The organism is Streptomyces sp. NPDC057307 (assembly GCF_042667665.1).
Taxonomy (GTDB): Bacteria; Actinomycetota; Actinomycetes; order Streptomycetales; family Streptomycetaceae; genus Streptomyces.
Window position 1 is genome coordinate 13,026 of sequence record NZ_JBHUZM010000040.1, and the last position, 25,659, is coordinate 38,684.

General features: G+C 71.5%; 25 protein-coding genes. 13 read left to right on the top strand and 12 right to left on the bottom strand.

The genetic code is table 11. From position 1 onward, the window contains the following. The first annotated feature begins 120 nt into the window (after window positions 1-120). Window positions 121-1,122: a TAXI family TRAP transporter solute-binding subunit gene (locus ACFUN8_RS16900; RefSeq protein ID WP_383637364.1), complete on the top strand. Its 1,002-nt coding sequence runs from the start codon at window positions 121-123 to the stop codon at window positions 1,120-1,122. Window positions 1,123-1,159: 37 nt separating this feature from the next. On the opposite strand, the gene ACFUN8_RS16905 is transcribed toward ACFUN8_RS16900, so the two are convergent. Then, a complete protein-coding gene (locus tag ACFUN8_RS16905) occupies window positions 1,160-2,587 on the bottom strand; it encodes an ATP-binding protein (RefSeq protein WP_383637367.1) in 1,428 nt (475 codons plus the stop codon). 6 nt (window positions 2,588-2,593) lie between these two features. Beyond that, window positions 2,594-3,307, bottom strand: coding sequence for a response regulator transcription factor (locus ACFUN8_RS16910; RefSeq protein WP_383637370.1), 714 nt, complete (start codon window positions 3,305-3,307; stop codon window positions 2,594-2,596). A gap of 252 nt (window positions 3,308-3,559) precedes the next feature. On the opposite strand from ACFUN8_RS16910, the gene ACFUN8_RS16915 reads away from it, so the two are divergent. From ACFUN8_RS16915 to ACFUN8_RS16950, 8 genes are all read left to right on the top strand, one after another. Next, window positions 3,560-4,345, top strand: a complete 786-nt coding sequence (locus tag ACFUN8_RS16915; RefSeq protein WP_383637373.1) for an amino acid ABC transporter ATP-binding protein — start codon at window positions 3,560-3,562, stop codon at window positions 4,343-4,345. Between the two features lie 38 nt (window positions 4,346-4,383). Continuing rightward, the gene (locus ACFUN8_RS16920; RefSeq protein WP_383637376.1) at window positions 4,384-5,226 is read left to right on the top strand and encodes a glutamate ABC transporter substrate-binding protein; all 843 of its coding nucleotides are present in this window, start codon (window positions 4,384-4,386) and stop codon (window positions 5,224-5,226) included. Window positions 5,227-5,331: 105 nt separating this feature from the next. After that, window positions 5,332-6,000 (top strand): amino acid ABC transporter permease, encoded by a 669-nt coding sequence (locus ACFUN8_RS16925; RefSeq protein WP_383637379.1) that lies wholly within the window; start codon window positions 5,332-5,334, stop codon window positions 5,998-6,000. Then, the gene (locus ACFUN8_RS16930; protein ID WP_383637382.1) at window positions 5,997-6,935 is read left to right on the top strand and encodes an amino acid ABC transporter permease; all 939 of its coding nucleotides are present in this window, start codon (window positions 5,997-5,999) and stop codon (window positions 6,933-6,935) included. Before ACFUN8_RS16925 ends, ACFUN8_RS16930 begins: the two co-directional genes overlap by 4 nt. A 174-nt stretch (window positions 6,936-7,109) precedes the next feature. Continuing rightward, the gene (locus ACFUN8_RS16935) at window positions 7,110-8,807 is read left to right on the top strand and encodes an FAD-dependent monooxygenase (RefSeq protein WP_383637385.1); all 1,698 of its coding nucleotides are present in this window, start codon (window positions 7,110-7,112) and stop codon (window positions 8,805-8,807) included. Between the two features lie 33 nt (window positions 8,808-8,840). Then, on the top strand, window positions 8,841-8,927 hold the full coding sequence (locus ACFUN8_RS16940) for a putative leader peptide (protein WP_311307652.1): 87 nt from the start codon (window positions 8,841-8,843) through the stop codon (window positions 8,925-8,927). A gap of 75 nt (window positions 8,928-9,002) precedes the next feature. Beyond that, window positions 9,003-9,629 (top strand): cysteine dioxygenase, encoded by a 627-nt coding sequence (locus tag ACFUN8_RS16945; RefSeq protein WP_383637388.1) that lies wholly within the window; start codon window positions 9,003-9,005, stop codon window positions 9,627-9,629. Beyond that, window positions 9,626-10,060 (top strand): rhodanese-like domain-containing protein, encoded by a 435-nt coding sequence (locus ACFUN8_RS16950; RefSeq protein ID WP_383637391.1) that lies wholly within the window; start codon window positions 9,626-9,628, stop codon window positions 10,058-10,060. The genes ACFUN8_RS16945 and ACFUN8_RS16950 overlap by 4 nt, the downstream gene beginning before the upstream one ends. 134 nt (window positions 10,061-10,194) lie before the next feature. Here ACFUN8_RS16950 and recX read toward each other — a convergent pair whose 3' ends face one another. The 5 genes from recX to ACFUN8_RS16975 all read right to left on the bottom strand — a co-directional run bounded on the left by recX (window position 10,195) and on the right by ACFUN8_RS16975 (window position 14,099). Further along, on the bottom strand, window positions 10,195-10,776 hold the full coding sequence (gene recX / locus ACFUN8_RS16955) for a recombination regulator RecX (protein WP_383637394.1): 582 nt from the start codon (window positions 10,774-10,776) through the stop codon (window positions 10,195-10,197). A gap of 9 nt (window positions 10,777-10,785) precedes the next feature. Then, window positions 10,786-11,925 carry a recombinase RecA gene (gene recA, locus ACFUN8_RS16960; RefSeq protein WP_383637397.1) on the bottom strand — a complete coding sequence of 380 codons (1,140 nt, stop codon included), beginning with the start codon at window positions 11,923-11,925 and terminating at the stop codon, window positions 10,786-10,788. Between the two features lie 32 nt (window positions 11,926-11,957). Next, complete coding sequence (locus tag ACFUN8_RS16965; protein ID WP_383637400.1) at window positions 11,958-12,443, bottom strand: dihydrofolate reductase family protein; 486 nt, start codon at window positions 12,441-12,443, stop codon at window positions 11,958-11,960. A gap of 194 nt (window positions 12,444-12,637) precedes the next feature. After that, window positions 12,638-13,879, bottom strand: a complete 1,242-nt coding sequence (locus ACFUN8_RS16970) for an AI-2E family transporter (protein WP_383637403.1) — start codon at window positions 13,877-13,879, stop codon at window positions 12,638-12,640. 25 nt (window positions 13,880-13,904) lie between these two features. Continuing rightward, window positions 13,905-14,099: a DUF3046 domain-containing protein gene (locus ACFUN8_RS16975; RefSeq protein ID WP_383637406.1), complete on the bottom strand. Its 195-nt coding sequence runs from the start codon at window positions 14,097-14,099 to the stop codon at window positions 13,905-13,907. 79 nt (window positions 14,100-14,178) lie between these two features. On the opposite strand from ACFUN8_RS16975, the gene ACFUN8_RS16980 reads away from it, so the two are divergent. Then, a complete protein-coding gene (locus tag ACFUN8_RS16980) occupies window positions 14,179-15,093 on the top strand; it encodes a hypothetical protein (RefSeq protein ID WP_383637409.1) in 915 nt (304 codons plus the stop codon). Between the two features lie 27 nt (window positions 15,094-15,120). Here ACFUN8_RS16980 and ACFUN8_RS16985 read toward each other — a convergent pair whose 3' ends face one another. From ACFUN8_RS16985 to ACFUN8_RS16995, 3 genes are all read right to left on the bottom strand, one after another. Then, window positions 15,121-15,432, bottom strand: coding sequence for an AzlD domain-containing protein (locus ACFUN8_RS16985; RefSeq protein ID WP_383637412.1), 312 nt, complete (start codon window positions 15,430-15,432; stop codon window positions 15,121-15,123). Then, window positions 15,429-16,121 (bottom strand): AzlC family ABC transporter permease, encoded by a 693-nt coding sequence (locus ACFUN8_RS16990; RefSeq protein WP_383637460.1) that lies wholly within the window; start codon window positions 16,119-16,121, stop codon window positions 15,429-15,431. Before ACFUN8_RS16990 ends, ACFUN8_RS16985 begins: the two co-directional genes overlap by 4 nt. A 205-nt stretch (window positions 16,122-16,326) precedes the next feature. After that, window positions 16,327-17,277: a LysR family transcriptional regulator gene (locus ACFUN8_RS16995; RefSeq protein WP_383637415.1), complete on the bottom strand. Its 951-nt coding sequence runs from the start codon at window positions 17,275-17,277 to the stop codon at window positions 16,327-16,329. Window positions 17,278-17,573: 296 nt separating this feature from the next. Between ACFUN8_RS16995 and ACFUN8_RS17000 the strand changes: the two genes are divergently transcribed. Then, window positions 17,574-18,728, top strand: a complete 1,155-nt coding sequence (locus ACFUN8_RS17000; RefSeq protein ID WP_383637417.1) for an aldo/keto reductase — start codon at window positions 17,574-17,576, stop codon at window positions 18,726-18,728. 104 nt (window positions 18,729-18,832) lie between these two features. On the opposite strand, the gene ACFUN8_RS17005 is transcribed toward ACFUN8_RS17000, so the two are convergent. Further along, window positions 18,833-19,663 (bottom strand): AraC family transcriptional regulator, encoded by an 831-nt coding sequence (locus tag ACFUN8_RS17005; protein WP_383637421.1) that lies wholly within the window; start codon window positions 19,661-19,663, stop codon window positions 18,833-18,835. Window positions 19,664-19,830: 167 nt separating this feature from the next. Between ACFUN8_RS17005 and ACFUN8_RS17010 the strand changes: the two genes are divergently transcribed. Together ACFUN8_RS17010 and ACFUN8_RS17015 are read left to right on the top strand one after the other, a co-directional pair. Then, window positions 19,831-24,528 carry an ATP-dependent helicase gene (locus ACFUN8_RS17010; protein ID WP_383637424.1) on the top strand — a complete coding sequence of 1,566 codons (4,698 nt, stop codon included), beginning with the start codon at window positions 19,831-19,833 and terminating at the stop codon, window positions 24,526-24,528. A gap of 107 nt (window positions 24,529-24,635) precedes the next feature. Further along, complete coding sequence (locus tag ACFUN8_RS17015) at window positions 24,636-25,388, top strand: DNA-formamidopyrimidine glycosylase family protein (protein WP_383637427.1); 753 nt, start codon at window positions 24,636-24,638, stop codon at window positions 25,386-25,388. Here the strand turns inward: ACFUN8_RS17015 and ACFUN8_RS17020 are convergent. Beyond that, the gene (locus ACFUN8_RS17020; RefSeq protein WP_383637430.1) at window positions 25,349-25,615 is read right to left on the bottom strand and encodes a hypothetical protein; all 267 of its coding nucleotides are present in this window, start codon (window positions 25,613-25,615) and stop codon (window positions 25,349-25,351) included. The genes ACFUN8_RS17015 and ACFUN8_RS17020 overlap by 40 nt on opposite strands. Window positions 25,616-25,659 lie beyond the last annotated feature (44 nt).

Sequence of the window (25,659 nt, forward strand, 5' to 3'; positions counted from 1 at the left end):
GTTCAGGGACGCCGTCGCGCGCGGTGGTGTCCGCGCGGGAGGCACGCCCGACCGGTGCGGGACCAGGTCCGGAAAGGCAGGGCCTGGCCATTACGGCGAGTGGGCTGGCAGGATCACCGCATGTTCACCCTTCCGCCCCGTATGAGCCGTCGCACCGCCTTCGTAGGAGGCGTGGCCGCCCTGGTGGTGGCCGGGCTGCTGTCGTGGTGGCTGGTGCCGCTCGGGGAGAAGGCACCGAGCGGGTCCGTCAAGTTCAGTACGGGCGTGACGAGCGGGGTCTACGAACGCTACGGGGAGCTTCTCAAGGAGGATCTCGCCAAGGATCTGCCCAACGTGTCCATAGAGCTGCTGACCAGCGAGGGCTCGCAGGAGAACATCTCACGCGTGGCCACCGGCAAGGCGGACTTCACCATCGCCACGGCGGACGCCGTCGCGAAGTACCGGCGGGACAACGGGCCCGGCGCCGACCGGCTGCGGGGCGGCGCTCGGCTCTACGACGACTACGTACAGCTGATCGTGGCGAAGGACTCGGGCATCGAGTCGGTGAAGGACCTGCGTGACAAGCGCGTGGGCGTGGGTCAGGAGGGCTCGGGCGTGCGGCTGATCGCCGACCAGTTGCTGGCCGTGGCCGGACTCCATCCTCAGAAGGACGTCACGGCGGTCTCGGCGGGCATCGACACCATGCCCAGCCTTCTGGAGTCGGACGACCTCGACGCGTTCTTCTGGTCCGGCGGGCTGCCCACCGCCTCCGTGCAGGAGCTGTCCAAGCGCTTCGACATACGGCTGGTGCCCCTCGACGACGCTCTCGTCGACAAGCTGCACCACACGGCGCGGGAGGCCACCCGCTACTACCGCTCCGCGGTGATGCCGGCGGACGCGTACAAGAAGGCACAGGACGGTACGGCGGTGCCGACGGTGGCCGTGGCGAATCTGCTGGTCACCACGGACCGGATGGACGCCGAACTGACCGAGGGCTTCACCCGCACCGTGATCAACAGCCGCGACCGGATCGGCAAGAAGGTCCACCCGGCGCAGCTCGTGGATCTGCGGACGGCGATCTACACCGACCCGCTGCGCCTGCACGAGGGCGCGCTGCGCTACTACCGGTCGGTCAAGCCGTAGTAGAAGGCCGCGCTGCTCCCCGGGGTCGTCCTCAGCCTCAGGAAGAGGTCGGTGACGACCTCGGGACCGTGAGCGTCACCCGCAGCCCGCGCGGTTCACCGTGTTCGTACGCGATCGTCCCGCCGCCCGCCGCGAGCAGCGCCCGCGAGATGGACAGCCCCAGCCCCGACCCCTTGACGTTCTGATGGCGGTTGCTCCGCCAGAAGCGGTCGCCGATCCGGTCCAGCTCGTCGTCGGAGAGTCCCGGCCCGCCGTCGGTCACGGTGATGGTGGCGCGGTCGCTCGCCCCCCGGGCGACCCGTACATCCACCTCGCCGCCCTCCGGCGTGAACTTCAGGGCGTTGTCCACGACCGCGTCGAGCGCGCTGGAGAGCGCGACCGGGTCCGCCCAGCCGGTGACGGCGCCGGTGGTCCCGGTCAGCCGTACGCCCTTCTCGTCCGCGTACGCCCGCCACGCGGCGACGCGCTCGGACGCCAGCGCCCCGACATCCGTGAGCCGCAGATCCGCGGGGGCGTGTTCGGCCAGCGCCAGGTCCAGCAGGTCGTCGAGGACCTGCCCGAGCCGCTTGCCCTCCGTACGGACGGAGGCGATCTCCTCGTTCCCGGCGGGCAGCTCAAGGGCGAGCAGTTCGATCCGCAGCAGCAGGGCGGCGAGCGGGTTGCGCAGTTGGTGGGAGGCGTCGGCGACGAAGGCGCGCTGCTGTTCGAGCACGTCCTCGACGTTGTCGGCCATCTCGTTGAAGGAGTGGGCGAGCCGTCTGAGTTCCGGCGGACCTCCGGCGGCGGCGACGCGGGACTTCATCCGGCCGGTGGCGATGTCGTGCGTGGCCGCGTCCAGGACACGTACCGGACGCAGTACCCAGCCGGTGAGGCGGAACGCCGCCCCCACGGCCAGCAGCATCGCCGCGGCCTCGCCCGCGGCGATGTACAGCCAGCCTTCGAGGATCCGCGACCGCATCTGCCCGGTGGGCGAGTCGGTCACGACGACGGCGACGACGTCTCCGTCCCGCACGACCGGCGACGCGACGATCAGCCGGCCGTCCCCCTGCCAGGGCCACACCTGTTGAGGATCGTCGCTGCGTCGCCCCAGGAGGGCCTCCTGGAAGGCCAGGCGCCCCTCCCCCGTCCGGGGCACCGTCCAGCCCTCCGGGGCCCGCGCCATGGCCTCTCCGTCGCGGTAGAAGACCCCCGCCCGGATGCCGTACACGTCGAAGTAGCGGGTGAGCTCCTCCTCCAGCATGGATCCGCGTTCGTCGGACCCGGTGCCCGCGGCGGAGCCCCCGCTCCCCGCGTCGCCCTCGCTGACGAACTGCGCGAGCGCGGCGACGCGCGCGGTGTCGTCGATCCGGTCGACGACGACGTCCTGCTGCTGGGCCGAGGCGAGACTCACGGCCAGCGGGAAGCCGAGCGCGAGGAGCACGCCCGCCATGAGGACGATGAGCAGGGGGAGAAGTCGGGTACTCACCGGTTACTACGGTCCTTGATGAGCGGCGGGGGCGACGAGGCGGTAGCCGACGCCGCGCACCGTCTCGATCAGCGCCGGCATCCGGAGCTTGGAACGCAGGGACGCCACATGCACTTCGAGCGTGCGGCCGGTCCCCTCCCAACTGGTGCGCCACACCTCGCTGATGATCTGCTCCCGACGGAAGACGACCCCCGGACGCTGCGCGAGGAGAGCGAGCAGGTCGAACTCCTTGCGGGTCAGCTGGACCGGGGCGTCGCCCACGGTGACGCGGCGGGTGGACAGCTCGATGGTGACCGGTCCGAGGCGCAGCGAGTCCCCGCCGACCGCTCCGGCCTCCTCACCGCCGACGCTGCGCCGGCTGACGGCATGGATCCGGGCGAGCAGTTCCCCGGTGTCGTACGGCTTGGTGACGTAGTCGTCCGCGCCGAGGTTCAACCCGTGGATCCGGGACCGGACATCGGCACGCGCCGTCACCATGATCACCGGGGTCGCGCAGAGTTTGCGGATCTTGCCGCAGACCGCGTAGCCGTCCTGGTCCGGCAGCCCGAGGTCGAGGAGTACGACTCCGTAAGGAGACTTCGTCCCGTCGGTCACCGGCAGCAGCGCCTGCAGGGCCTCTTCGCCGCTGCGCGCGTGCGTGACATCGAAACCGTGCCTCGCCAGTACCGCGGCGAGGGCCGCTGCGACATGGTCGTCGTCCTCGACGAGCAGCAGCCTCATGCCCCTCCTCCGTGGTGTGTCCGTCACAGTACGTACCAGGGCATCCACGCCCATGGCTGCCTCACCAGTCAAGTCACTTCCTGTTAAGGGGCCGTTTCCGTTACCCACCCGGTACTCCGAACCTGCCCTCTTCACACGGTGTGTCCGGTTGCGGCCGGATCGTTATGCTCAATTTCCCCTCAGATGTAATGACGCTGGTCGCACTGCGTGATTAAGGTCCTCCCCAACCGAGGAGGACGGAGCAAGAAGCCGATGAGCGGAGTTTCAGTGACCAAGGAAACCGAGGGCGCCGGGCCGGCGTCGGGCGACCTGGTCGTGCTGAGCAACGTCAACAAGCACTTCGGCGCGCTGCATGTGCTCCAGGACATCGATCTGACCATCGCCCGTGGCGAGGTCGTCGTCGTGATCGGGCCCTCCGGGTCCGGCAAGTCCACACTGTGCCGCGCCATCAACCGTCTGGAGCCGATCGACTCCGGCAGCATTTCGCTCGACGGGAAGCCGCTGCCCGCCGAAGGCAAGGAGCTGGCCCGACTGCGCGCCGATGTGGGCATGGTCTTCCAGTCCTTCAACCTCTTCGCGCACAAGACCGTCCTGGAGAACGTCACTCTGGGACAGATCAAGGTCCGCAAGAAGGACAAGGGTGCCGCGGAGGAGTTCGCGCGTACCCTGCTCGACCGCGTCGGTGTGGCCAACCAGGCGGACAAGTATCCCGCACAGCTCTCCGGTGGCCAGCAGCAGCGCGTCGCGATCGCCCGCGCGCTGGCCATGGAGCCCAAGGTCATGCTCTTCGACGAGCCGACCTCGGCGCTCGACCCGGAGATGATCAACGAGGTGCTCGAAGTCATGCAGCAGCTCGCACGTGACGGCATGACCATGGTCGTAGTCACCCACGAGATGGGCTTCGCGCGGTCCGCCGCGAATCGGGTCGTCTTCATGGCGGACGGCCAGATCGTCGAAGAGGCGACGCCGGAGCAGTTCTTCACCAATCCTCGCAGCGACCGGGCCAAGGACTTCCTGTCGAAGATCCTGCACCACTGAGCTGCCCGTAACTTTCGAGACAACGAAGGATGTTGACCATGAATCTCCGTAAGGCAAGCGCTGCTGCCGCCGCCGTACTGGCCCTCTCCCTGACCGCGACCGCGTGTGGTTCCGACGACAGCGACTCGGCCGACGAGGGTGACGGTGGTGGCAAGAAGATCACCATCGGTATCAAGTTCGACCAGCCCGGTATCGGCCTGAAGACCCCTGACGGTTCCTTCACCGGCTTCGACGTCGACGTCGCCACGTACGTCGCCAAGGAGCTCGGCTACGAGGCGAAGGACATCGAGTGGAAGGAGACCCCGAGTGCCGACCGTGAGACCGCCCTTGAGCGCGGCGACGTGAAGTTCATCGCGGCCTCCTACTCGATCAACGACGAGCGCAAGCAGAAGGTCGACTTCGCCGGCCCGTACCTCCTCGCGCACCAGGACCTGCTGATCCGCGCCGACGACAACATCAGCAAGGGCGCGGACCTCAACGGCAAGAAGCTCTGCTCCGTGACGGGCTCCACGTCCGCGCAGAACGTGAAGGACGACTTCGCGCCGAAGGCCCAGCTCAAGCAGAACGCCACGTACTCGGAGTGCATCGACGGACTGGCCAGCGGCGCCGTCGACGCGCTGACCACGGACGACTCGATCCTGGCCGGTTACGCCTCGCAGGACCAGAACAAGGGCAAGTTCAAGCTCGCCGGCCTCAGCCTGAGCAACGAGAACTACGGCATCGGTGTCAAGAAGGGCGACACCAAGCTGGTCGACGACATCAACGCCGCCCTCGAGAAGATGGTCGCGGACAAGGCCTGGGACAAGGCCGTGACGGACAACTTCGGCCCGGCCGAATACAAGAACGAGCCCGCCCCGAAGATCGGCAACATCGTCAGCTGAATCAGCGGGCCGTCGGTTCGTTCGGCTCGTTCGGCGCAGATGTGGCGCGCCGCCCCGTGAGGGTGGCGCGCCACGCCATCAACAAACGCGAGAGCGCGGGAGATCGTGTTCGACTTTCTTGAAGGTTACGACCTGCTCGGGGCGTTCTGGGTAACGGTGCAGCTCGCCGTCTTCTCCGGTATCGGCTCCCTCATCCTGGGCACCATACTTGCCGCGATGCGGGTGAGTCCGGTTCCGCTGATGCGCGGCTTCGGCACGGTGTACGTCAACGTGGTCCGGAACATTCCCCTCACCGTCATCATCGTCTTCTCCTCCCTCGGTCTCGCCGACATCTTCGGTATCACTCTGGGCGCGGCCGACGACTTCGATGCCCTGAGTTTCCGGCTGGCCATTCTCGGACTGACCGTCTACACGGCCGCGTTCGTCTGTGAGGCCATCCGGTCCGGCATCAACACGGTGCCCGTCGGGCAGGCGGAGGCGGCGCGGGCCATCGGGCTGAACTTCACCCAGGTCCTGTCCCTCATAGTCCTTCCACAGGCGTTCCGCACCGTCATCGGGCCTCTCACCAACGTGCTGATCGCCCTCACGAAGAACACGACGGTGGCCGCGGCGATCGGCGTGGCCGAAGCGGCCCTCCTGATGAAGGAGATGATCGAGAACGAGTCGCAACTCATCCTTATCTCGGCGATCTTCGCCTTCGGGTTCGTGGTCCTGACACTGCCGACCGGCCTCATCCTCGGCTGGGTCGCCAAGCGAGTGGCGGTGAAGCGATGACTTCCGTTCTGTACGACGCGCCGGGTCCCGGCGCCAAGCGGCGCAACATCATCTACTCGGCGCTGTTCCTGGTCGTGCTGGCCCTGGGCGTGTGGTGGATCTACTCCGCCATGTCGGACAAGGGGCAGCTGGAGTGGGCGAAGTGGAGCCCCTTCACCGAGTCCCAGGCATGGACGACGTATCTGCTGCCGGGCCTCGTCAACACCCTCAAGGCCGCGGGTCTCGCGCTGGTCATCGCGCTGCCTCTCGGAGCCCTCTTCGGCATCGCGCGGCTCTCCGACCACCGGTGGGTCAGGATTCCGGCCGGTGTGGTCGTCGAGTTCTTCCGCGCGATCCCCGTCCTGATCCTGATGGTGTTCGCCAACCAGCTCTACGCCGAATACACCGACATCAGTACGGACATGCGTCCGCTGTACGCGGTCGTCACCGGCCTCGTGCTCTACAACTCGTCCGTACTGGCCGAGGTCGTCCGCGCGGGCATCCTGTCCCTGCCCAAGGGGCAGACGGAGGCCGCTAAGGCCATCGGTCTGCGCAAGGGCCAGACGATGCGCAGCATCCTGCTGCCGCAGTCGGTGACGGCGATGCTGCCCGCGCTGGTGAGCCAGCTCGTCGTGATCGTGAAGGACACCGCGCTCGGCGGCGCGCTGCTCAGCTTCACCGAACTGCTCAGCGCCCGTAAGACGCTGGCGGCGAACTACGGGAACGTCATCCCGAGCTTCATCGTCGTCGCGGTGATCTTCATCCTGCTGAATCTCCTGCTCACGACGTTCGCGTCCTGGCTGGAGAAGCGGCTGCGCCGTGCCAAGCGGAGCACGGGGGCCGTTCTGACGGGCGCGGCCATGGACGATCTGAGTGCCACGGGTACGCCGGCGGGCCTGGACCCGGTGAACAAGACGGACCGTGCCACCGGCCAGGACGGTGGCGGGGGCGGCTAGACCCGACGGTCCCGGAAACGGGGCCGGTGGACCCGACGGAGGCAGCGGCGCGCGGCGTCGCTGCCTCCGTCACTTGACGCAAGCACCCTCAGTAGGTTGCATACGTTCTGTGATCGCTCTGCGGCTTCCAACCGCCAATCGCCACATGACCGTACGGGCCGGAGGGGTCGCGCCGTGGACCCGGTGATCGTCGTCGGCGCGGGCCCCGTGGGGCTCGCGCTGTCCCTCTGCCTCGCCACCCAGGGCGTTCCCTCCGTCGTGCTGGACGAGGGGGCGGGCAACGACGACCCGCGCCCGGCCCGCACGGCGGTGCTGCGGCCCGACACCGCCGCTCTGATGGCGCGGCTGGGCTGCTCCACACTCCGTGACGAAGGAGCCCGGTGGGTCGGTTGGCGACAGTTGCGGCGCAAGCAGCAGATGCGGCAACTGCCGCTCGGTGATGCGGACGAGGCCGGTGGCGTGGGTGGGACCGCCGGTACTCATACCGGTGCGGGAGACGCCGCTGACGCGGAACGCGCCGACGCGGTGTACCCCTCGCCGTTACACCTCCCCCAGCACACCCTGACGCGCGGCCTCAGGGACGCCGCCGCGCGCCACGAGCTGGTGCGGCTGGTGCCGGGCAGCCGGCTCGACTCGCTGGAGCAGGACGCGCGGGGCGTCACGGTGCACACACGCGGCCCCGGGGCGACCTGGTGGCGCGGCAGCCATGTGGTGGGCTGCGACGGCGCCAGGTCCACCGTCCGCAAACTCCTGGGTGTCCGCTTCCCGGGCCGTACGGCGGTGGAACGGCACGCGGTCGCCGCGCTCCGCGTCGAACTCCCCTGGCCCGGTGAGGCCGTGCTGCACCGTCAACCGCCGTGGCGGGGCGGCGGCCAGGAGGTGTCCGCCAGGCCCCTCGCCGACGGCGTGTGGCGGCTGGACTGGCTGCTGCCGGCCCGGGGTGACCTGGTCACGCCGGAGGCGCTGGTGGCGCGGGTACGGGACACCCTGGCCGGCTGGTGCGGCGCTACGCCGCCGTACGACCTGCTCGACACCGGCGTGTACACGCTGCACCACCGGCTCGCGCGGCGCTGGCGCGTCGGCCGGGCGTACCTCGCCGGGGACGCCGCGCACCTGCTGGGCGCACTGGGTACGCAGGGCCTGGACGAGGGGCTGCGGGACGCCGAGAACCTGGGCTGGAAGCTGGCGCACGCCTGGCACCACGGGGCGTCGGAGACACTGCTGGACAGCTATCAGGCGGAACGCCGTACGGCCGTCGCCGCACGGCTGCGCGCGGCCGACCAGTCGCTGACGATACTTCGGGGCGGCGGAGGGCTGCGCACGTACCTTCCGGGCAGCGCGCGCGGCCATGACACCCTGCTCGCCGACGGGCACCTGGGGAACGGGCCGCTGGGCGCGGCCCCCGCGTACCCGCACTCCCCCCTCGCGCCTCCGTACACCGAGGCGCACACGACGGTCGACACCCGGACGGGGGCACCCGTCGACGACGTGCTCGTGACGGCGCCCGACGGCATGACCGTACGGCTCCGGGACCGGCTCGACAGGGGCAAGGTGCTCGTGGTGCTGGTCGCGCCGGGGACAGGGGTGTGGGACCGGCGGCACTGGCTGACCGCGGGCGTGATGCCGAGGCTCGCCGAGGCCGTGGCGGCGCTGCCGTCACCGGCCGAGCTGCTGGTCACCGAGAGCTATCCCGGGGCGTCCGCGCACTCGGTGCTGCTCGTACGGCCCGACGGGCACCTGGTCGCCGCCTTCGGCGGAGTACGTCCCGACGAGCTGTACGCGGCGGCCGACGCCGCACGTGGGGGCCCGCCCGAGGCGTCCACGGCGAAAGATCGCTCCGGCCGATCGGATCGAACCGCGAACATCAATTGACCGTCGTCGTGATCACATGGTGTACTCCGGAGCGTGACTGACACCGATGTACGCCTGTGGCGGAGGGTCCATATGGACCTGCTCCGCTATGCGGGCTGCGTGTGTCGTCCGTCCTGCTGAATTCGCCCCCTTCTCGTAGCGCTCGTCGTGTCGGCACATGACGGCGCGCCCCCGCGAACTTCCAGGACGGTCCTCATGTCTCCTTCTCTCGACACCCCCACGCCCGCCGTCTCGGCGTCAACTGCCCTCGCGTCCCAGGCTGTTGGCCCGGCGACTGTCGCCTCTCAGCCCGTCGCACCCGGCGAGGGCGCGGCGCCCGCGCCCTCCGCCGTTCCCACGCAGGCCGAGTTGCTCGCCTTCGTCCGTCGTACGGCGGCCGACACCGAGCTCGTCTCCACCCTCCCCCTCGACCCCGAGGGCCGTACCTGGATCCGTCTCGAAGGCCCCGCCGGCAGCGAGGCGTGGATCATCGGCTGGCCGCCCGGCACGGGGACCGGCTGGCACGACCACGGTGGCTCGTACGGCGCCTTCGCGACGGCGGGTGGCGCGCTCCAGGAGGACTCGCTGGCCGCTCGGCTGCCCACCGAGGGCTGGAAGACGCTGGAGCTGGCCGAAGGGGTCGACCGGGAGCGGAAGTTGACGAAGGGCGACGCCAGGGCGTTCGGCAGTCACCATGTGCACGAGGTGCGCAACGAGTCGGACTCGGAGCACGCCGTGTCGGTGCACGCCTACTACCCGCCGCTGCCGCTGATGCGCCGCTACAGCCGCACCGGCGCGGTGCTCCGCCTCGAGCAGGTCGAGCGTCCGCAGGAGTGGCAGTGAGCGGCGGACCGGGCGAACAGGCGGGGCGGACCCGCCCGGCGGGCCCCGAGACGCCCGTGGGGATAGATGAACTGCTCGACCGGGTCCGCGAGGGCCTCGACCGGATCGAACCTCGTGAGGCTTTCGCCGCGGCCGAGGACGGTGCGCTGCTGGTCGACATCCGGTACGCGGAACTGCGGGACCGCGACGGGCTGATCCCCGGTGCGCTGGTCGTCGAGCGCAACGAACTGGAGTGGCGCCTCGATCCGCAGGGCAGCCATCGGGCCGCGGAGGCCACGGGCCACGATCTGCGCGTCGTGGTGATCTGCAACGAGGGGTACGCGTCGAGTCTCGCGGCTGTCTCGCTGCGCCAGTTGGGGCTGCACCGCGCGACGGACCTCGTCGGCGGCTTCCAGGCGTGGAAGGCGGAAGGACTGCCGGTCTCGCACTGAGCCGGCCGGTCACGTCGTCCCGGGCCCGGCCGCCCCCGCGCGGGCCGGGTTCCGTTCATCGTTCTCTCGTCCGCCGTGTGCTCCCGGCTTCCCGGTTCTCCGGCTTCCCGGTTTCCGGACCTCATTCCCGGACCTCAGTAGATGTTCTCGTCGAGTCCCTCCGTGTCCTCGCCCTCCGCCTCCAGGGCCTGCTTGACCACCCTCAGGGCCACGCCCTGCGGATATCCCTTGCGTGCCAGCATCCCCGCGAGTCTGCGCACCCGTCTGTCCCGCTCCATACCGCGTGTGGAGCGGAGTTTGCGGGCGACCAACTCCCGTGCGGTCGCCTCTTCCTGTTCGGAGTCGAGCTGTCCGACCGCCTCGTCGATCAGCTCGGAGTCCACGCCCTTGGTGCGCAGTTCACGCGCCAGGGCGCGGCGGGCCAGGCCCCGTCCGTGGTGCCGGGACTCCACCCAGGCGTCGGCGAACGCCGCGTCGTTGATCAGTCCCACGTCTTCGAAGCGGGAGAGGACTTCCGCCGCGACATCCTCGGGGATGTCGCGCTTCTCCAGCGCGTCCGCCAGTTGCTTCCGGGTGCGAGGGTTCCCGGTGAGCAGGCGCAGACAGATCGCCCGCGCCCGCTCCGCCGGGTCCTGGGGCGGCAGCTCCTTCTCGGCCCTCGACGAGTCGGGGCTGCCGCCCTGCCGCTCAGTTCGCCGCCTCTTCGCGTAAGGCACGGCGCCGAACTAGCTCTTTGCCGCCGCCGCCTTGGCCGACTTGGCCTTGGTGGCAGGAGCGGGCACCGTCTTGGCCGTGTCGTCGGCCGGGGCACCGGTCGCGACAGCTCCACCGGCCGTGTCCACCGCGGTTTCGGCGGCGGGCTCCTCCGGCTTCACGCCGATACCCAGCTTCACCAGGATCTTCTTCTCGATCTCGTCGGCGAGATCGGGATTGTCCTTGAGGAAGTTGCGGGCGTTCTCCTTGCCCTGGCCGAGCTGGTCGCCCTCGTACGTGTACCAGGCGCCGGCCTTGCGGACGAAGCCCTCCTCCACGCCCATGTCGATCAGACCGCCCTCGCGGCTGATCCCGTGGCCGTAGAGGATGTCGAACTCGGCCTGCTTGAAGGGCGGCGCGACCTTGTTCTTGACGACCTTGACGCGGGTGCGGTTGCCGACGGCGTCGGTGCCGTCCTTCAGCGTCTCGATACGACGGATGTCGAGCCGCACCGAGGCGTAGAACTTGAGCGCCCGGCCACCGGTCGTGGTCTCCGGCGAGCCGAACATCACGCCGATCTTCTCGCGGAGCTGGTTGATGAAGATGGCCGTGGTCTTGGACTGGTTGAGCGCACTGGTGATCTTCCGGAGCGCCTGGCTCATCAGCCGCGCCTGAAGACCCACGTGCGAGTCGCCCATCTCGCCCTCGATCTCCGCGCGCGGCACCAGGGCCGCGACGGAGTCGATGACGATGAGGTCGAGCGCCCCGGAGCGGACCAGCATGTCCACGATCTCCAGGGCCTGCTCGCCGTTGTCCGGCTGGGACAGCAGCAGATTGTCGATGTCGACGCCGAGCTTCTGCGCGTACTCCGGGTCGAGCGCGTGCTCGGCGTCCACGAAGGCCACCGTGCCGCCCGCCTTCTGGGCGTTCGCCACCGCGTGCAGCGTCAGCGTCGTCTTGCCGGAGGACTCCGGTCCGTACACCTCCACCACACGGCCGCGCGGGAGACCACCGACGCCGAGCGCGACGTCGAGCGCGGTCGATCCGGTGTGGATGACCTCGATGGGCTCGTTCGGCCGCTCGCCGAGGCGCATCACCGCGCCCTTGCCGAATTGCCGTTCAATTTGGGCGAGAGCGGCGTCCAGCGCCTTCTCGCGGTCGGATCCTGCCATGGGTTCCACCCGATTTGCTTGTGTCGATCGCTTCACATCGAAGACGCTATCCCCTGCCACTGACAATGGGCCTCGACGTCCTCCCGGCCTGTGGAAAACTCCGGCTCCCGGGACCCCGGCCAACCGGCCCGGAGTCCATGAGAATGCTTGTTCGATTTTGGTGTCAAGCGCATCCCGCCGGTGTGTCGCGTACGGGAGTTACGTCGGGCGGTAGCGCGGCAGCACGACGCCGGAGGTGAACGGCACGCTCTGGACCAGCCGCAGTCTCGGCACCTCGGACGCGTCGGCGAGCAGCCGCCGGCCGTGCCCGAGGACCCCGGATACGCGAACAGCCGGTATTCGTCGACCAGTCCGGCCGCGACGAGTTCCCGGGTCAGCGTCACGCTGCCCGTCGTCACGATGTCTCCGCCCGGCCCGGCCTTCAACTCCCGCACCTCGTCACGGACCTCGCCCCGCAGCACCGTGGTGTGCTGCCAGCCGGGGTCGCCCGGCGTGCGGGAGACCACGTACTTCGACACCGAGTCGAGGTACGCGCCGACGCGTCGATGACGCCGTCGACGGTGATGTTCTCGGTGACGATCAAGTCACGCATGCCCGGACCTCCGCGGTCGGTAGTCGTCGTCCACCACTGACGACTCCCGCGCCCGGCGGAACTCATCTCGTCCGGCATCGCGGCGTCGCGGCACCACGACGAAGAGGGGCTTCGAGGCCGTCAGGCGCCGCCCTCCGGGCGGGGCGGCCTCACGCGCGCGGTGACGCGTCGCAGTGTCCGGCGCAGCCGCGCCAGCGTGCGCCCGCTGCCCCGGCGCCGGTGCCCGTGCACGCGCGGGTCGTCCGTCACGTCGTAGCGCTTCACGTACGCCCCGAGGAACGCCTGCAGCGTCGCCACCGCGGGGATGGCGATCAGCGCGCCGACGGCCCCGAGCAGCGCCGTACCGGCGATGACCGAGCCGAAGGCCACGGCGGGATGGATGTCGACGGTCCTGGCGGTGAGTTTGGGCTGGAGGACGTAGTTCTCGAACTGCTGGTAGATCACGACGAATCCGAGGACCCACACCGCGTACCAGGGGTCCACCGTGAAGGCGATCAGCATCGGCAGGGCGCCGGCCAGATAGGTGCCGATGGTCGGCAGGAACTGCGAGACGAGGCCCACCCACACCGCCAGCACCGGCGCGTACGGGATCCCGAGGATCTCCAGCAGGATGTAGTGCGCGATGCCGGAGATCAGCGCCATCAGTCCGCGCGAGTAGATGTAGCCGCCGGTCTTGTCGACCGCGATCTCCCAGGCGCGCAGTACCTCGGCCTGCTTGGCCGGGGGCAGGACGGAGCACACGGTGCGCCGCAGTCGCGGCCCGTCGGCGGCGAAGTAGAACGAGAACAGGAAGATCGTCAGGAGCCGGAAGAGACCGCCGAGCACCGTGGTCGAGATGTCGAGCACGCCGCTCGCGCTGTTCTGGACGTATCTCTGGAGCCAGTCGGAGTGGAGCAGGCTGTCCTGGACGGCCACCCGTGACAGCTCGGTACGGAAGTTCTGGTTGATCCAGTTGATCAGGGAGTCGAGGTACTTCGGGAAGTCCTCGACGATCTCGATGATCTGCCCCGCGAGCATCGAACCGAGCAGCACGACGAAGCCGACGCTCGCGATCAGCACCGCGATGAAGACCAGGAAGGTGGCCATTCCGCGCCGTACACCGCGCGAGGCCATCCGGCTGACGGCCGGCTCCACCGCCAGCGCCAGGAAGAAGGCGATCAGGATGTTGATCAACAGCCCGATGAGCTGGTGGAACGCCCAACTGCCCAGCTGGAAGCAGGCGACGAGCGTCAGCGCGAGCACCATGGCCCGCGGCAGCCACCGGGGCATGCGGGCGGACTCACCGCCGGTCCCGGCCGCGGCGGGCGGCGGCGGTGGGGTGGACGGCTGAGGTTCCTGGGCTGTTTCGTCGGTCAGTGCCACGGAGCCAGTCTCGCGTACGCGGACGTCACCGTTTGTCGGCGGGCACACCCATGGCGGCGCAGACCGCCCTCCAGACGTCCTTGGCGTCCCAGCCGGCGGCGAGGGCCTCGTGCACCGTACGGCCGCCCAGCTCCGCCATCACATGGTCGCGCGCGAAGGAGTCCGCGTACGCGGGGCCGAAGTGGTCCGCCATCCGTTCCCAGAAAATCGTCAACCGCATGACGCCAGTATCCCGCTCCTGAGAGTGCAGCCGCGGCCGTCCGCCCCGCGCGGGACGCCTCGCGTCCTACGGTCGGTGAATGGCCGCGACCAGAGCATCCCAGCCGACTCCCCTCGTCCGCGCGGAACGCTTCGTGTGGCAGACGGCGCGGGTCCTCGAACAGCGACGGTTCGCCCATCACTTCACGGGCGGCGGGGCGGAGGCCGTCGAGACCGCGCTCGCCGCGTACCGCAACGAGGACGGTGGTTACGGTCACGGCCTGGAGCCCGGTCTGCGCGGCCCCGTGAGCCGCCCGACGCACACGGCGCACGCGCTGTACGTGCTGGACTCCGTCGGGCGCTGCGGCGGGCCCCGGGTGGAGCGGGTGTGCCGGTATCTCACGCTGGTGTCGGCGGCGGACGGGGCGCTGCCCCCGGCGAACCCGCCGGCGGGGACCGACGACGCGCGCGGCCGAGGGGAGCTGCTCGCCACCGGTCCCGTGGTGGGACTGCTGCACCGCAATCAGGTGTGGCACGCCTGGCTGTTCCGGGCCACCGACTTCTGCTGGGCCGCCGTCGGCGCGCTGGAGAAGCCGCATCCTTATGAGGTCGTCGCGGCGGTCGCTTTTCTGGACGGTGTGCCGGACCGGGCACGCGCGGCCGGCGCCGCCGACCGGCTCGGACGGCTTGTACGGGAGCGGCTGATGGCGGTTCTGGATCCGGGCCGCCCCGACGCGTATCCGGGCGCGGCCGTGCACGCCGCCGGAGATCTGCCCGGCGGCGAACGCCTCTTCCCGCACGACTACGCGCGCGTGCCCGAGTCGGTGGCCCGGCGTTGGTTCACCGACGAGGAGATGGACGGCTCGCTCAGCTTTCTCGCGCGGGCGCAGCGCGAGGACGGGGGCTGGCCGCCCGGCCGCCCTCCGGGGGAGCCCGTCGCGGGCCTGGAGCGGCGTCCCCTCGCGACGATCGAGGCCCTGCGGACGCTGCGCGCGTACGGCCGGGACCTCGGCTGAACCCCTGCGGGGCGGCGGGGCGCGGCGTCAGCCGCCGAGGGCTCGTACTCCTGCGGTCACCGCGACGGCCACGGCGATGACGACCAGGAACGGGGCGCGCAGCACCAGCGCGAGCCCCGCCGCGGCGAGCCCCGCCGCCCTGGCGTCGACGACCAGCGCGCCGTCGGCGCCGCTGAATGCCTGCTGCGCCGTGAGAGCGGCGAGCAGCGCCACGGGCAGCAGTGCGGACAGCCGCTGGACGAGGGGGCGCTCCAGCGCGCCCGCCGGTACGAGCAGCCCGAGCAGCTTGACGAGGTAGCAGCCGACCGCGGTCAGTCCGATGGCGATCCAGATACTCAACGGTCCGTCCCCTTCCGGTCGGTGGTCCCACGGCCGGTGCCTCGGCCGGTTCCGCGGCCCTCGTACCAGAGCACGGTGGGGGCGGCGAGCGCGGCGACCAGCACCGGCACACCGGCGGGCAGCACCGGCAGGAAGCCGAGCCCGAGAGCGACGGCGATGGCGGCGACCGCGCGCTCCGTCGTCGTCCGCAGCATGGGGGCGAGCAGGGCCAGGAAGACGGCGGGGCCGGCCGCGTCGAGCCCCCAGGCGTCGGTGTCGCCGATGGCGTCGGCGCCGAGCGCCCCGAGCAGCGTGGTGAGGTTCCACAGCACGTAGAGGGTGAGCCCGGTGACCGTGAACCCGAGGCGTACGCCGCGCCGTGTGGGCTGCGCGAGCGCGACGGCCGTCGTCTCGTCGATGACCCACTGGGCGGCGAAGGGGCGTACGAAGCGTGGCAGCGCCAGGAGTTGGGACAGGCGCAGGCCGTAGAAGGTGTTCCGTACGCCGAGGAAGAAGGCGCCGGCGGCGGCGGTCAGCGGGTTGCCGCCCGCCGCCAGCGCACCGACGAGGGCGAACTGCGAGGCGCCGGTGAAGACCAGCAGGCTGAGCGCGCAGCTCTGCAGGAGGGTGAGGCCCGCACCGGCGGATGTCACGCCGAAGGCGAAGCCGGAGAGGCCCACGGCGATGCCGACGCCGAGCGCGTCGCGTATGACGGCCGAGTCCGGCTTCCCCTCCGGCTCACCGCTCGCCGCGTCGTCGGGCCCACTGCCGGGCGCGGCTCCCGGCCCTGTGCGGGCGCTCGCGCCCGGTGCGGCCGTCCCCGCCTCGTCCCTGGTCTCCGGGGCCGGCCGGGCGGGTATCCCCGCCGTGTCGGGTCTGTCTGCTGATGCTGTCTGTTCTGCCACGTCGGAGACGCTACGGGGCGGGCTCGGGCCCCGTCTTGTACGTTCTTGCGCGCCCCGTGCGACGTGTGGGCAGCCAGCCTTCCGCGCGGGCGAGCCGCCGCGCCGTGTCGACGAGCCCGGCCACCGCCGCCGGGGGGTCACGTGGCCAGGCCAGTTGGAGGTCGACGGTGGGCAGGTCGTCGAGCAGGGGGACGGCGACCATGCTCGCGGGCAGATGCGCGCGCAGCGGACTCGGCAGGATCATGAAGTCCCGTCCGCTCAGGGCAGACGCCAGATTGCGCAGACCGGGCAGCCGGTTCTCCCATACGTCCAGGGTCTCCCCCGACGTACGGAGGGCGGCCAGGACGCCGTCGTAGTAGCGCGGCGCCACGGCGCGTGGAAAGAACCGGAGCGTCTCGCCCCGTAACTCCCGGAGCGCCACCGCGGCGCGCCCCGCGAGCGGATGCCCGGCATCGAGCACGGCGGTCAGCGGATCGCGTCGGATCGTCGCCGTGCGGTGGCCGGACGGTATCCGCACCAGCCGGCCGAGGAGCACGTCGATCTCGCGGTCGCGCAGGGCGGCGGTCAGCTCGGTGTCCCAGGCTTCTCTGGCTTCGACCCGGATCCCCGGGTGGTGCTCACGCATCGCGGCGAAGAGCTTGGGCATCTCGTCGAACGCCGTCGTCACCGTGTAGCCGATCCGGACGGTGCCCTTGCCCACGCCACCGACCAGCCGTACCCGCTCGACGGCCTGCTCCGCCTCCCGCACGATCCGGCGGCACGACTCGATGAAGACGAGGCCCGCATCGGTCGGCCTGGTGGGCCGCCGGTGGAACAGCTGGACGCCCAACTCCCGCTCAAGGGCGGCGATCTGGCGGCTCAGCGGTGGCTGCGTCATGTGCAGCGCCTCGGCCGCGCCCTCGAAGCCCCCCGCGTCGGCGATCGCGATCACGTACCGCATGAGCCGCAGATCGACGGACATACCCGGAGGGTATCCGAGCATTCCCGACGGGTGGGCACAGTCCGTCGACATCCCCGAGGCCCGGCTGTCAGGGTGTGATCAAGGGCCTCGGGCCGGTCCCGAACCATCCACGGCTCATTCGCCCCGCACCCCATGAACGGACGTACGCGTCGGTGCCGCACGCGCCGACGCGCACATCGGCGCACCCCGAAACTCCTTGAACCGGACCAAAACGGTCCGGACCGAGCCGACCTCAGGACCGCATCCGTAAAGAAGCGCGGCCGACGACGCACGCGCCGCGAAGGACGGAGTTCCTCATGGACCACCAGCACACACCCACCTCGTCGGCGCCGAGCCGCCGCACCGTCGTCGCGGGAGCCGCGGGCGCCGTGGCCGGCGCGGCCGGGCTCCTGTCGGCGACCGGGCTTTCGGCCGACGCCGCCGCGCACGGACGGAGCGGGGGCGGGGTCACGTCGAACGGGGCGCCCGCCGGCGCCCCTCTCGGTACGTCGCCCGACGGCCTCGTCCTCAAGACGGTGCCCCGCACCGGGGAGCGGCTGCCGTCGATCGGGCTGGGCTCGTTCATGACGTTCGACGCCCACACACCGCGCGCGTCCCGCAGGGTGCGTGAGGTCGTCCGCGGACACTGGGAGGGCGGCGGCCGGGTCTTCGACTGCTCGCCCCTCTACGGCATGGCCGAGTCGACGCTCGGCGCCGCCACGGAGTCGCTCGGTGTCGGTGAGCGGATGTTCGTCACGGACAAGGTGTGGACGACGGGCGAGTACCTGTGGGAGACGAGGCAGGCCGAGGACATCCTCAAGCGCTCGCGGAAGCGTCTGCGCCGCGACCGGCCGATCGACGTCCTCCAGTGCCACAGCCTCGTCAACATCGATGTGGTGCTGCCGCTCCTGCACGCGCTGAAGGCGGAGGGCGAGATCCGTCATCTCGGTGTCTCGCACCACGACCCCGCCTACTACGACCTCATGACGGGCTGGGTGGAGCGCGGCGATCTGGACTTCGTCCAGGTGCACTATTCGATCCACACCAGGGCCGCCGAGGAGACCGTGCTGCGGGCCGCCGCCGAGCACGGCGTGGCCGTCCTGGTGAACATGCCTCTGGAGAAGGCGCGGCTGCACCACGCCGTGCGGGGGCACGAACTGCCCGCGTTCGCCGGGAAGTTCGGAATCGAGACGTGGTCGGCCTTCTTCCTGAAGTGGGTCGTCTCACACCCCGCCGTGACCGTGGCGCTCCCGGCCACGTCCGACCCCGACCATGTCCGGGAGAATCTCGCCGCCATGCGTGGCCCGCTGCCCGACCCGGACACGCGCGAGCGCATGGTGCGCCACATGGAGACGATCCCGGCCTTCGGGCGACTGGCCACCGTGCCGTGGTATCCCGGCAAGAGCTACCCGGGCGTCATGGGCACGGCCCAGCGCGTGCTGCGCGAACGCAGCCCCTGGTGGCCCTCATGACCCCACCGGGCGGCCCCACCTCGTAGCCCCACCGACCGGCACTCCGGACCGGCACCACCGCGCGGAATCGCCGACCGGCACCACCGACCGGCACCACCTTGCGTTCAGGCGCCGCCCTGCGTCCGCTCCCTGCGGTACGCGCCCGGCGGCACCCCAACGATCCGGCTGAAGTGCCGGTTGAGGTGCGGCTGGTCGGTGAAACCGACGAGGCCGGCCACTTCGGCGGGGGCCGTCCCCGCGTCCAGCAGATGCCGTGCCCGCCGCACCCGCGCGTCGGTGAGCCAGGTGTGCGGCGGCATGCCGTACTCGGCCCGGAAGGCCCGCAGCAGGGCGAACGGACTGGTGCCCAGCTCGGCGGCGAGCCGCTCCAGCGACGGCGGGTCGGCCATCCGCCGCTCCAGCACGGCACGCGCGCGTGCCGCCGTCCTGGCGCCCGCGCCGCGCGCCGTACGGTGCGGCAGCGTCCCCCCGTTCAGCCGCAGGAGGCGGGTGACGGCGACCCGCAGCAGCGTGTCGGCGGCGAGGGCGTTCCCCTCGTCGGCGGCGCGCAGCACCTGGTGGACGAGGCGGACGGCGTACGGGTCGTCGACGACCGGGGCGACGAAGCCAGGCGTACCGCGGACGGAGGTCGTCTCGGCGGCGATCTCCGCGACGAGGTCGGGCGACGGGTAGACGGCCCCGTACTGCCAGCCCTCGGGCCCCTGCGCGTGTCCGGTGTGCGGGGTGTCGGGGTTGACGAGCGCGAGGGAGCCGGGGCCCGCGTACTGGTCACCGCCGCCGTGGTGGAACACCTCCACGCCGTCGGTGATCGCGGCGATGACGAACGTCTCGTGGGTGTGCCTGACGAAGGTCTTGTCGATGTACTTGGCGCGCAGGAGGTCGACGCCGGGCAGCTCCGGGTAGCGCCAGTGCCGTGCCTGCTCCCGAGCCGCCATGCTCCCAGTCTGCACCGGCCGCGCCCCGTCCCACCTCCCGGTTTCGCCCGGCCCCGCGCATCGCGCCCCCGCGCCTCGACCGCCCGGAACCCACCCTCCGCGCCGCGGCCGCCCATCCGTTTCCGCAGGTCCGGGCGATTGTCAGTGGTCGGGTGCACGATGGTGTGATGGCCGGTTCCGCACTCGACTCGTTCTCCCCCGCGACCCGCGGCTGGTTCTCGGGGGCCTTCTCCGCGCCCACCCCCGCGCAGGAGGGGGCCTGGCGTGCCATCGCCGAGGGCTCGGACGTGCTGGTCGTGGCCCCGACCGGCTCCGGCAAGACCCTGGCCGCCTTCCTCGCCGCCCTCGACCGGCTGGCCTCGGTCCCCCCGCCCGCCGAGGCGCGGAAGCGCTGTCGGGTGCTGTACGTGTCCCCGCTCAAGGCCCTCGCGGTGGATGTGGAGCGCAATCTGCGCAGCCCCCTCACCGGCATCCGGCAGGAGTCCGTCCGCCTCGGCCGGCCCGAGCCGGAGATCCGTGTCGGTATCCGTTCCGGCGACACCCCGGCCGCCGAGCGCCGCTCGATGTCCACCAAGCCGCCGGACATCCTGATCACGACCCCCGAGTCGCTCTTCCTGATGCTCACCTCATCGGCGCGCGACGCGCTGGCGGGTGTCGAGACGGTGATCCTCGACGAGGTCCACGCCGTGGCGGGGACGAAGCGCGGCGCTCATCTCGCGGTCTCCCTGGAACGGCTCGACGAGTTGCTGCCGCGCCCGGCCCGCCGTATCGGCCTGTCGGCCACGGTGCGCCCGGTGGACGAGGTCGCCCGCTATCTCTCCCCGCAGCGCCGGGTCGAGATCGTGCAGCCTCCTTCCGGGAAGGAGTTCGATCTGTCGGTGGTCGTCCCCGTCGAGGATCTGGGCGAGCTGGGCGGCTCCCCGGCGGCCGACAGCGGGAGCGGCGGCGGTACCGGCGACGGCGACAAGCCGTCGATCTGGCCGCACGTCGAGGAGCGGATCGCCGATCTCGTCCAGGCCCACCGTTCGACGATCGTCTTCGCCAACTCGCGTCGCCTCGCGGAGCGCCTGTGCAACAGGCTCAACGAGATCGCGTACGAACGGGCCACGGGCGAGGCCATGCCCGAGGCCCACTCCCCCGCCGAGATCATGGCCGAGTCGGGCGCCGCCAAGGGCGCCCCGCCCCTGATGGCCCGGGCCCACCACGGCTCCGTCTCCAAGGAGCAGCGCGCCCGGGTCGAGGAGGACCTCAAGGCGGGCCGCCTACCCGCCGTCGTGGCCACGTCCAGCCTGGAGCTGGGGATCGACATGGGAGCGGTGGACCTGGTCATCCAGGTCGAGTCACCACCGTCCGTGGCCTCCGGCCTCCAGCGCGTGGGCCGGGCCGGCCACCAGGTGGGCGCGGTCTCCACGGGCGTCGTCTTCCCCAAGTACCGCGGCGATCTGGTGCAGGCCGCCGTCGTCACCGAGCGGATGCGCACCGGCTCCATCGAGGCCCTGCGGATCCCCACCAATCCGCTGGACGTACTGGCCCAGCAACTCGTCGCGACCGTCGCGCTCGACACCTGGCAGGCCGACGACCTGCTCGCTCTCGCCCGCCGCGCCGCGCCGTTCGCCTCGCTCCCCGAGTCGGCCTTCACCGCCGTCCTCGACATGCTCGCGGGCCGCTATCCGTCCGACGCGTTCGCCGAGCTGCGCCCCCGTGTGGTGTGGGACCGCGTGACGGGTACGGTCACGGGCCGCCCCGGTGCGCAGCGTCTCGCCGTCACCTCGGGCGGCACGATCCCGGACCGGGGCCTGTTCGGTGTGTTCCTCGCCGGGGCCTCCGGTGCCGGTTCCGGCGACGGCAAGGGCCGCAAGGGCGGCGGCCGGGTGGGCGAGCTGGACGAGGAGATGGTGTACGAGTCGCGGGTCGGTGACGTCTTCACGCTCGGCACGACCTCGTGGCGTATCGAGGACATCACCCGCGACCAGGTGCTGGTCTCCCCCGCCCCCGGGGTGCCCGGCCGGCTGCCTTTCTGGAAGGGCGACCAGCTGGGCCGACCGCTGGAACTGGGGCGCGCGGTAGGGGCGTTCCTGCGCGAGGTGGGGGCGCTGTCCCCGGAGGACGGCCGGCTTCGGCTGGTGGCCGCCGGCCTCGACGCCTGGGCGGCGAACAACGTCCTGGCGTATCTGGACGAGCAACGCCGCGCCTGCGGCCATGTCCCCGACGACCGGACGATCCTCGTGGAGCGGTTCCGCGACGATCTGGGCGACTGGCGGGTCGTCATCCACTCCCCGTTCGGTGCCCAGGTGCACGCCCCGTGGGCGCTGGCGCTCGGCGCCCGGCTCGCCGAGCGGTACGGGATGGACGCCCAGGTCATGCACGCCGACGACGGCATCGTGCTGCGGCTGCCCGACGCCGATCTGATGAGTCTGGACCTCCTCGACCAGGACCCGATGTCGCCCGACGCGACGTACGACAACGAGCAGGCGCCGGTCGGCGCCGGTGATGTCGCCTTCGAGCGGGGCGAGATCGGGCAGATCGTCACCGACCAGGTGGGCGGCTCCGCGCTGTTCGCCGCCCGTTTCCGTGAGTGCGCGGCGCGCGCCCTGCTGCTGCCGCGCCGCAGTCCCGGCAAGCGCACACCGCTGTGGCAGCAGCGCCAGCGGGCGTCCCAACTGCTGCAGGTGGCGAGCGAGTTCGGTTCGTTCCCCATCGTCCTGGAAGCCGTCCGGGAATGTCTCCAGGACGTCTTCGACGTGCCCGGTCTCACCGAGCTGATGGGCGACATCGAATCCCGCCGGGTCCGGTTGGTCGAGGTCACGACCACCGAGCCTTCCCCGTTCGCCCGTTCGCTCCTCTTCGGATATGTGGCGCAGTTTCTGTACGAGGGTGACTCCCCCCTCGCGGAGCGGCGCGCCGCCGCGCTGTCCCTCGACTCGCGGCTGCTGGCCGAACTGCTCGGACAGGCGGAGCTGCGCGAGCTGCTGGACGCCGACGTCCTGGCGGAGCTGGAGCGCGAGCTGCAGTGGCTCACCGACGACCGCCGCATCAAGGACGTGGAGGGTGTCGCCGACCTGCTGCGGGTCCTCGGCCCCCTCACCGACGACGAGTTGGCGCGGCGCGGATCCGAGCCGCGATGGCCGGCGGATCTCGCCGCGTCCCGCCGCGCCATCCGGGTCCGGATCGCCGGCGCCGAGTACTGGGCGGCGATCGAGGACGCCGGCCGGCTGCGTGACGCGCTCGGCACCGCCCTGCCCGTCGGCGTCCCCGAGGCGTTCACCGAGCCGGTGAAGGACCCCCTGGGCGATCTCCTGGCCCGTTACGCCCGCACCCACGGCCCGTTCACCTCCTCGGCGGCCGCCGAGCGTTTCGGGCTCGGCCCCGCCGTCACCGAAGGCGCGCTGCAACGGCTCGCCGCCGGCGGCCGTGTCGTGCAGGGCGAGTTCCACCCGTCCGGGATCGGCCAGGAGTGGTGCGACGCCACGGTCCTGCGCCGACTGCGCCGCAGGTCGCTCGCCGCGCTGCGGCACGAGCTGGAGCCGGTGCCGCCCGCCGCGCTCGCCACGTTCCTGCCGCAGTGGCAGCATCTGGGCAGCCACAGTCTGCGCGGCATCGACGGACTGGCCCGCGCGATCGAGCAGTTGCAGGGCGCGCCCATCCCGGCGTCCGCGCTGGAGAAGCTGGCGCTCCCCTCCCGGGTCACGGGATACGCCCCGACGCTCCTGGACGAGCTGACCACCACGGGCGAGGTCGTCTGGGCCGGAGCCGGGGCGCTCCCCGGCAAGGACGGCTGGATCTCCCTCTATCTCGCGGACTCCGCACCGCTGTTGCTCCCGCCGCCGCACCCCCTTGAGCTGACGGCGCTGCACGAATCGGTCCTCACCACGCTGTCCGGCGGCTACGGCCTGTTCTTCCGTCAGATCACCGACCAGGTGCGCGCCACCACCCACCCCGACGCCACCGACCCCCAACTGGCCGACGCCGTCTGGGACCTGGCCTGGTCGGGGCGGCTGACGAACGACACCCTGGCGCCGCTGCGCTCGCTCCTCGGCTCCGGGCGTACGGCGGGCTCGACGGCCCACCGCGCCAAACGGACCGTCCCACGCGGCCGTTACGGCACCCTCACCGCCGGGGCCCGGCCCGCCTCCCGTACGGGGCCACCGACCGTGAGCGGACGCTGGTCGCTGCTCCCGGCCGCCGATCCGGACACCACACGCCGTGCCCACGCCCTGGCCCGCACACTCCTCGACCGGCACGGCGTGGTGACCCGGGGAGCCGTCGCCTCCGAAGGCATCGAGGGCGGCTTCTCGGCCGTGTACCGGGTGCTGTCCGTCTTCGAGGACAGCGGGCAGGCCCGCCGCGGCTATGTCGTCGAGGGCCTCGGCGCGGCCCAGTTCGCCATGGACGGCGCGGTGGACCGTCTCCGCGCGGCCTCCACGGCCCGGGACCGCGCCGCCTCCGACCCGTCGCCCCGCGCCGTGGTCCTGGCCGCCGCCGACCCCGCGAACGCGTACGGAGCGGCGCTGCCCTGGCCGGATCCGCCGGCGGGCGCCGGCCACAAGCCGGGCCGCAAGGCGGGCTCCCTGGTCGTCCTCGTCGACGGCGTGCTGACGCTGTACATGGAGCGTGGCGGCAAAACCCTCCTCGCCTGGCCGGGCGAGGAGGCCACCGGGTCCGACCCGGCGCGTCCGGACGCCGACGACGACCCGGCGCTGCGTTCGGCGGCCGAGGCCCTGGCGGCCGCCGCCCGCGCCGGCGCGCTCGGTACGGTCACGGTGGAGCGGGCCAACGGGGAGCAGGCGCTGACCTCACCCGTGGGCCGCGTCCTGGAGTCGGCGGGCTTCCACGCCACCCCGAGGGGCCTTCGGCTGCGGGCCTGACACCGTTCCGGAATCCTTCCGCCCGGCCGGGCCCGTCTCCGTACATCTCCGCACGCCACACCCCGTACGCCGCCCGTCACGAGGACCATCTCGCGCATGATGGAAACATGCCCGAAGGTGACACCGTCCTGCAGACCGCGCAGCGCCTGCACACCGCCCTCGCCGGGCGGGTCCTGACCCGGTCCGACCTCCGCGTCCCCCGGTTCGCGACCTCCGACCTCACCGGCCGGACGGTCCTGGACGTCACCCCGCGCGGCAAGCATCTCCTGACCCGCGTCGACGGCGGCCTCACCCTCCACTCACATCTGCGGATGGACGGAGCGTGGCGGGTGTACGGCCCCGACGAGCGCTGGCGCGGCGGCCCCGGCCACCAGATCCGGGCGATCCTCGGCAACGCCGAACGTGTCGCCGTCGGCTACCGGCTGCCAGTACTGGAACTCCTGCGCACGGCGGACGAGGAGAGTGTGGTGGGCCACCTGGGCCCGGACCTCCTCGGGCCGGACTGGGACCCGGACACCGCCCTGCGCAACCTGCTCACCGACCCGGCGCGCACCATCGGGGAAGCGCTGCTGGACCAGCGCAATCTCGCGGGTGTCGGCAACGTCTTCCGGTGCGAGATCTGTTTCCTCGCCCGCACCACCCCCTGGCTGCCCATCGGGGACCTGCCGGCCCCCGAGCGGCTGGTGACGGCCGCGAAGAAGCTCCTGGAGGCCAACAGGGAGCGGTCACGCCGCCATCTGTACGTATACGGCCGCGGCGGCCTCCCCTGCCGCCGCTGCGGCACCCCCATCAGCAGGACGACCGACGACGAGCGCCCCGTCTACTGGTGTCCCCGCTGCCAGTTGGGCCCCGTTCCCTGAGAACCGGCCGCGCCGTCCCCCTCCACCGCCGTGACGGCGCCCTTCACGGACCTCACCGACGTACGCGCCGCCGCGTGCACCGGCAGCAGGCTCAGCCCCCAGCCGCCCGCGGCCACCGCCCCCTCGATGACCCCGGCGTGCTCGGGCGCCAGCGCGAGCCGCAGTACGGCCCACCACCAGAGCCCGCCCAGAGCGATAGCGGGCAGAAGGATCCGTCGCCGTGCCATGGCCGCCTCCTCAGACCGACGCTAGACCGGCCCGCGTATCCGGC

Coding starts and splice junctions, on each gene's coding strand:
- ACFUN8_RS16975 (WP_383637406.1), bottom strand. CDS start 14,099: ATGCGGTTGACGATTTTCTGGGAACGGATGGCGGACCACTTCGGCCCC.
- ACFUN8_RS16930 (WP_383637382.1), top strand. CDS start 5,997: ATGACTTCCGTTCTGTACGACGCGCCGGGTCCCGGCGCCAAGCGGCGC.
- ACFUN8_RS17000 (WP_383637417.1), top strand. CDS start 17,574: ATGGACCACCAGCACACACCCACCTCGTCGGCGCCGAGCCGCCGCACC.
- ACFUN8_RS16995 (WP_383637415.1), bottom strand. CDS start 17,277: ATGTCCGTCGATCTGCGGCTCATGCGGTACGTGATCGCGATCGCCGAC.
- recA (WP_383637397.1), bottom strand. CDS start 11,925: ATGGCAGGATCCGACCGCGAGAAGGCGCTGGACGCCGCTCTCGCCCAA.
- ACFUN8_RS16980 (WP_383637409.1), top strand. CDS start 14,179: ATGGCCGCGACCAGAGCATCCCAGCCGACTCCCCTCGTCCGCGCGGAA.
- ACFUN8_RS17005 (WP_383637421.1), bottom strand. CDS start 19,663: ATGGCGGCTCGGGAGCAGGCACGGCACTGGCGCTACCCGGAGCTGCCC.
- ACFUN8_RS17010 (WP_383637424.1), top strand. CDS start 19,831: ATGGCCGGTTCCGCACTCGACTCGTTCTCCCCCGCGACCCGCGGCTGG.
- ACFUN8_RS17015 (WP_383637427.1), top strand. CDS start 24,636: ATGCCCGAAGGTGACACCGTCCTGCAGACCGCGCAGCGCCTGCACACC.
- ACFUN8_RS16900 (WP_383637364.1), top strand. CDS start 121: ATGTTCACCCTTCCGCCCCGTATGAGCCGTCGCACCGCCTTCGTAGGA.
- ACFUN8_RS16920 (WP_383637376.1), top strand. CDS start 4,384: ATGAATCTCCGTAAGGCAAGCGCTGCTGCCGCCGCCGTACTGGCCCTC.
- ACFUN8_RS16910 (WP_383637370.1), bottom strand. CDS start 3,307: ATGAGGCTGCTGCTCGTCGAGGACGACGACCATGTCGCAGCGGCCCTC.
- ACFUN8_RS16945 (WP_383637388.1), top strand. CDS start 9,003: ATGTCTCCTTCTCTCGACACCCCCACGCCCGCCGTCTCGGCGTCAACT.
- ACFUN8_RS17020 (WP_383637430.1), bottom strand. CDS start 25,615: ATGGCACGGCGACGGATCCTTCTGCCCGCTATCGCTCTGGGCGGGCTC.
- ACFUN8_RS16915 (WP_383637373.1), top strand. CDS start 3,560: ATGAGCGGAGTTTCAGTGACCAAGGAAACCGAGGGCGCCGGGCCGGCG.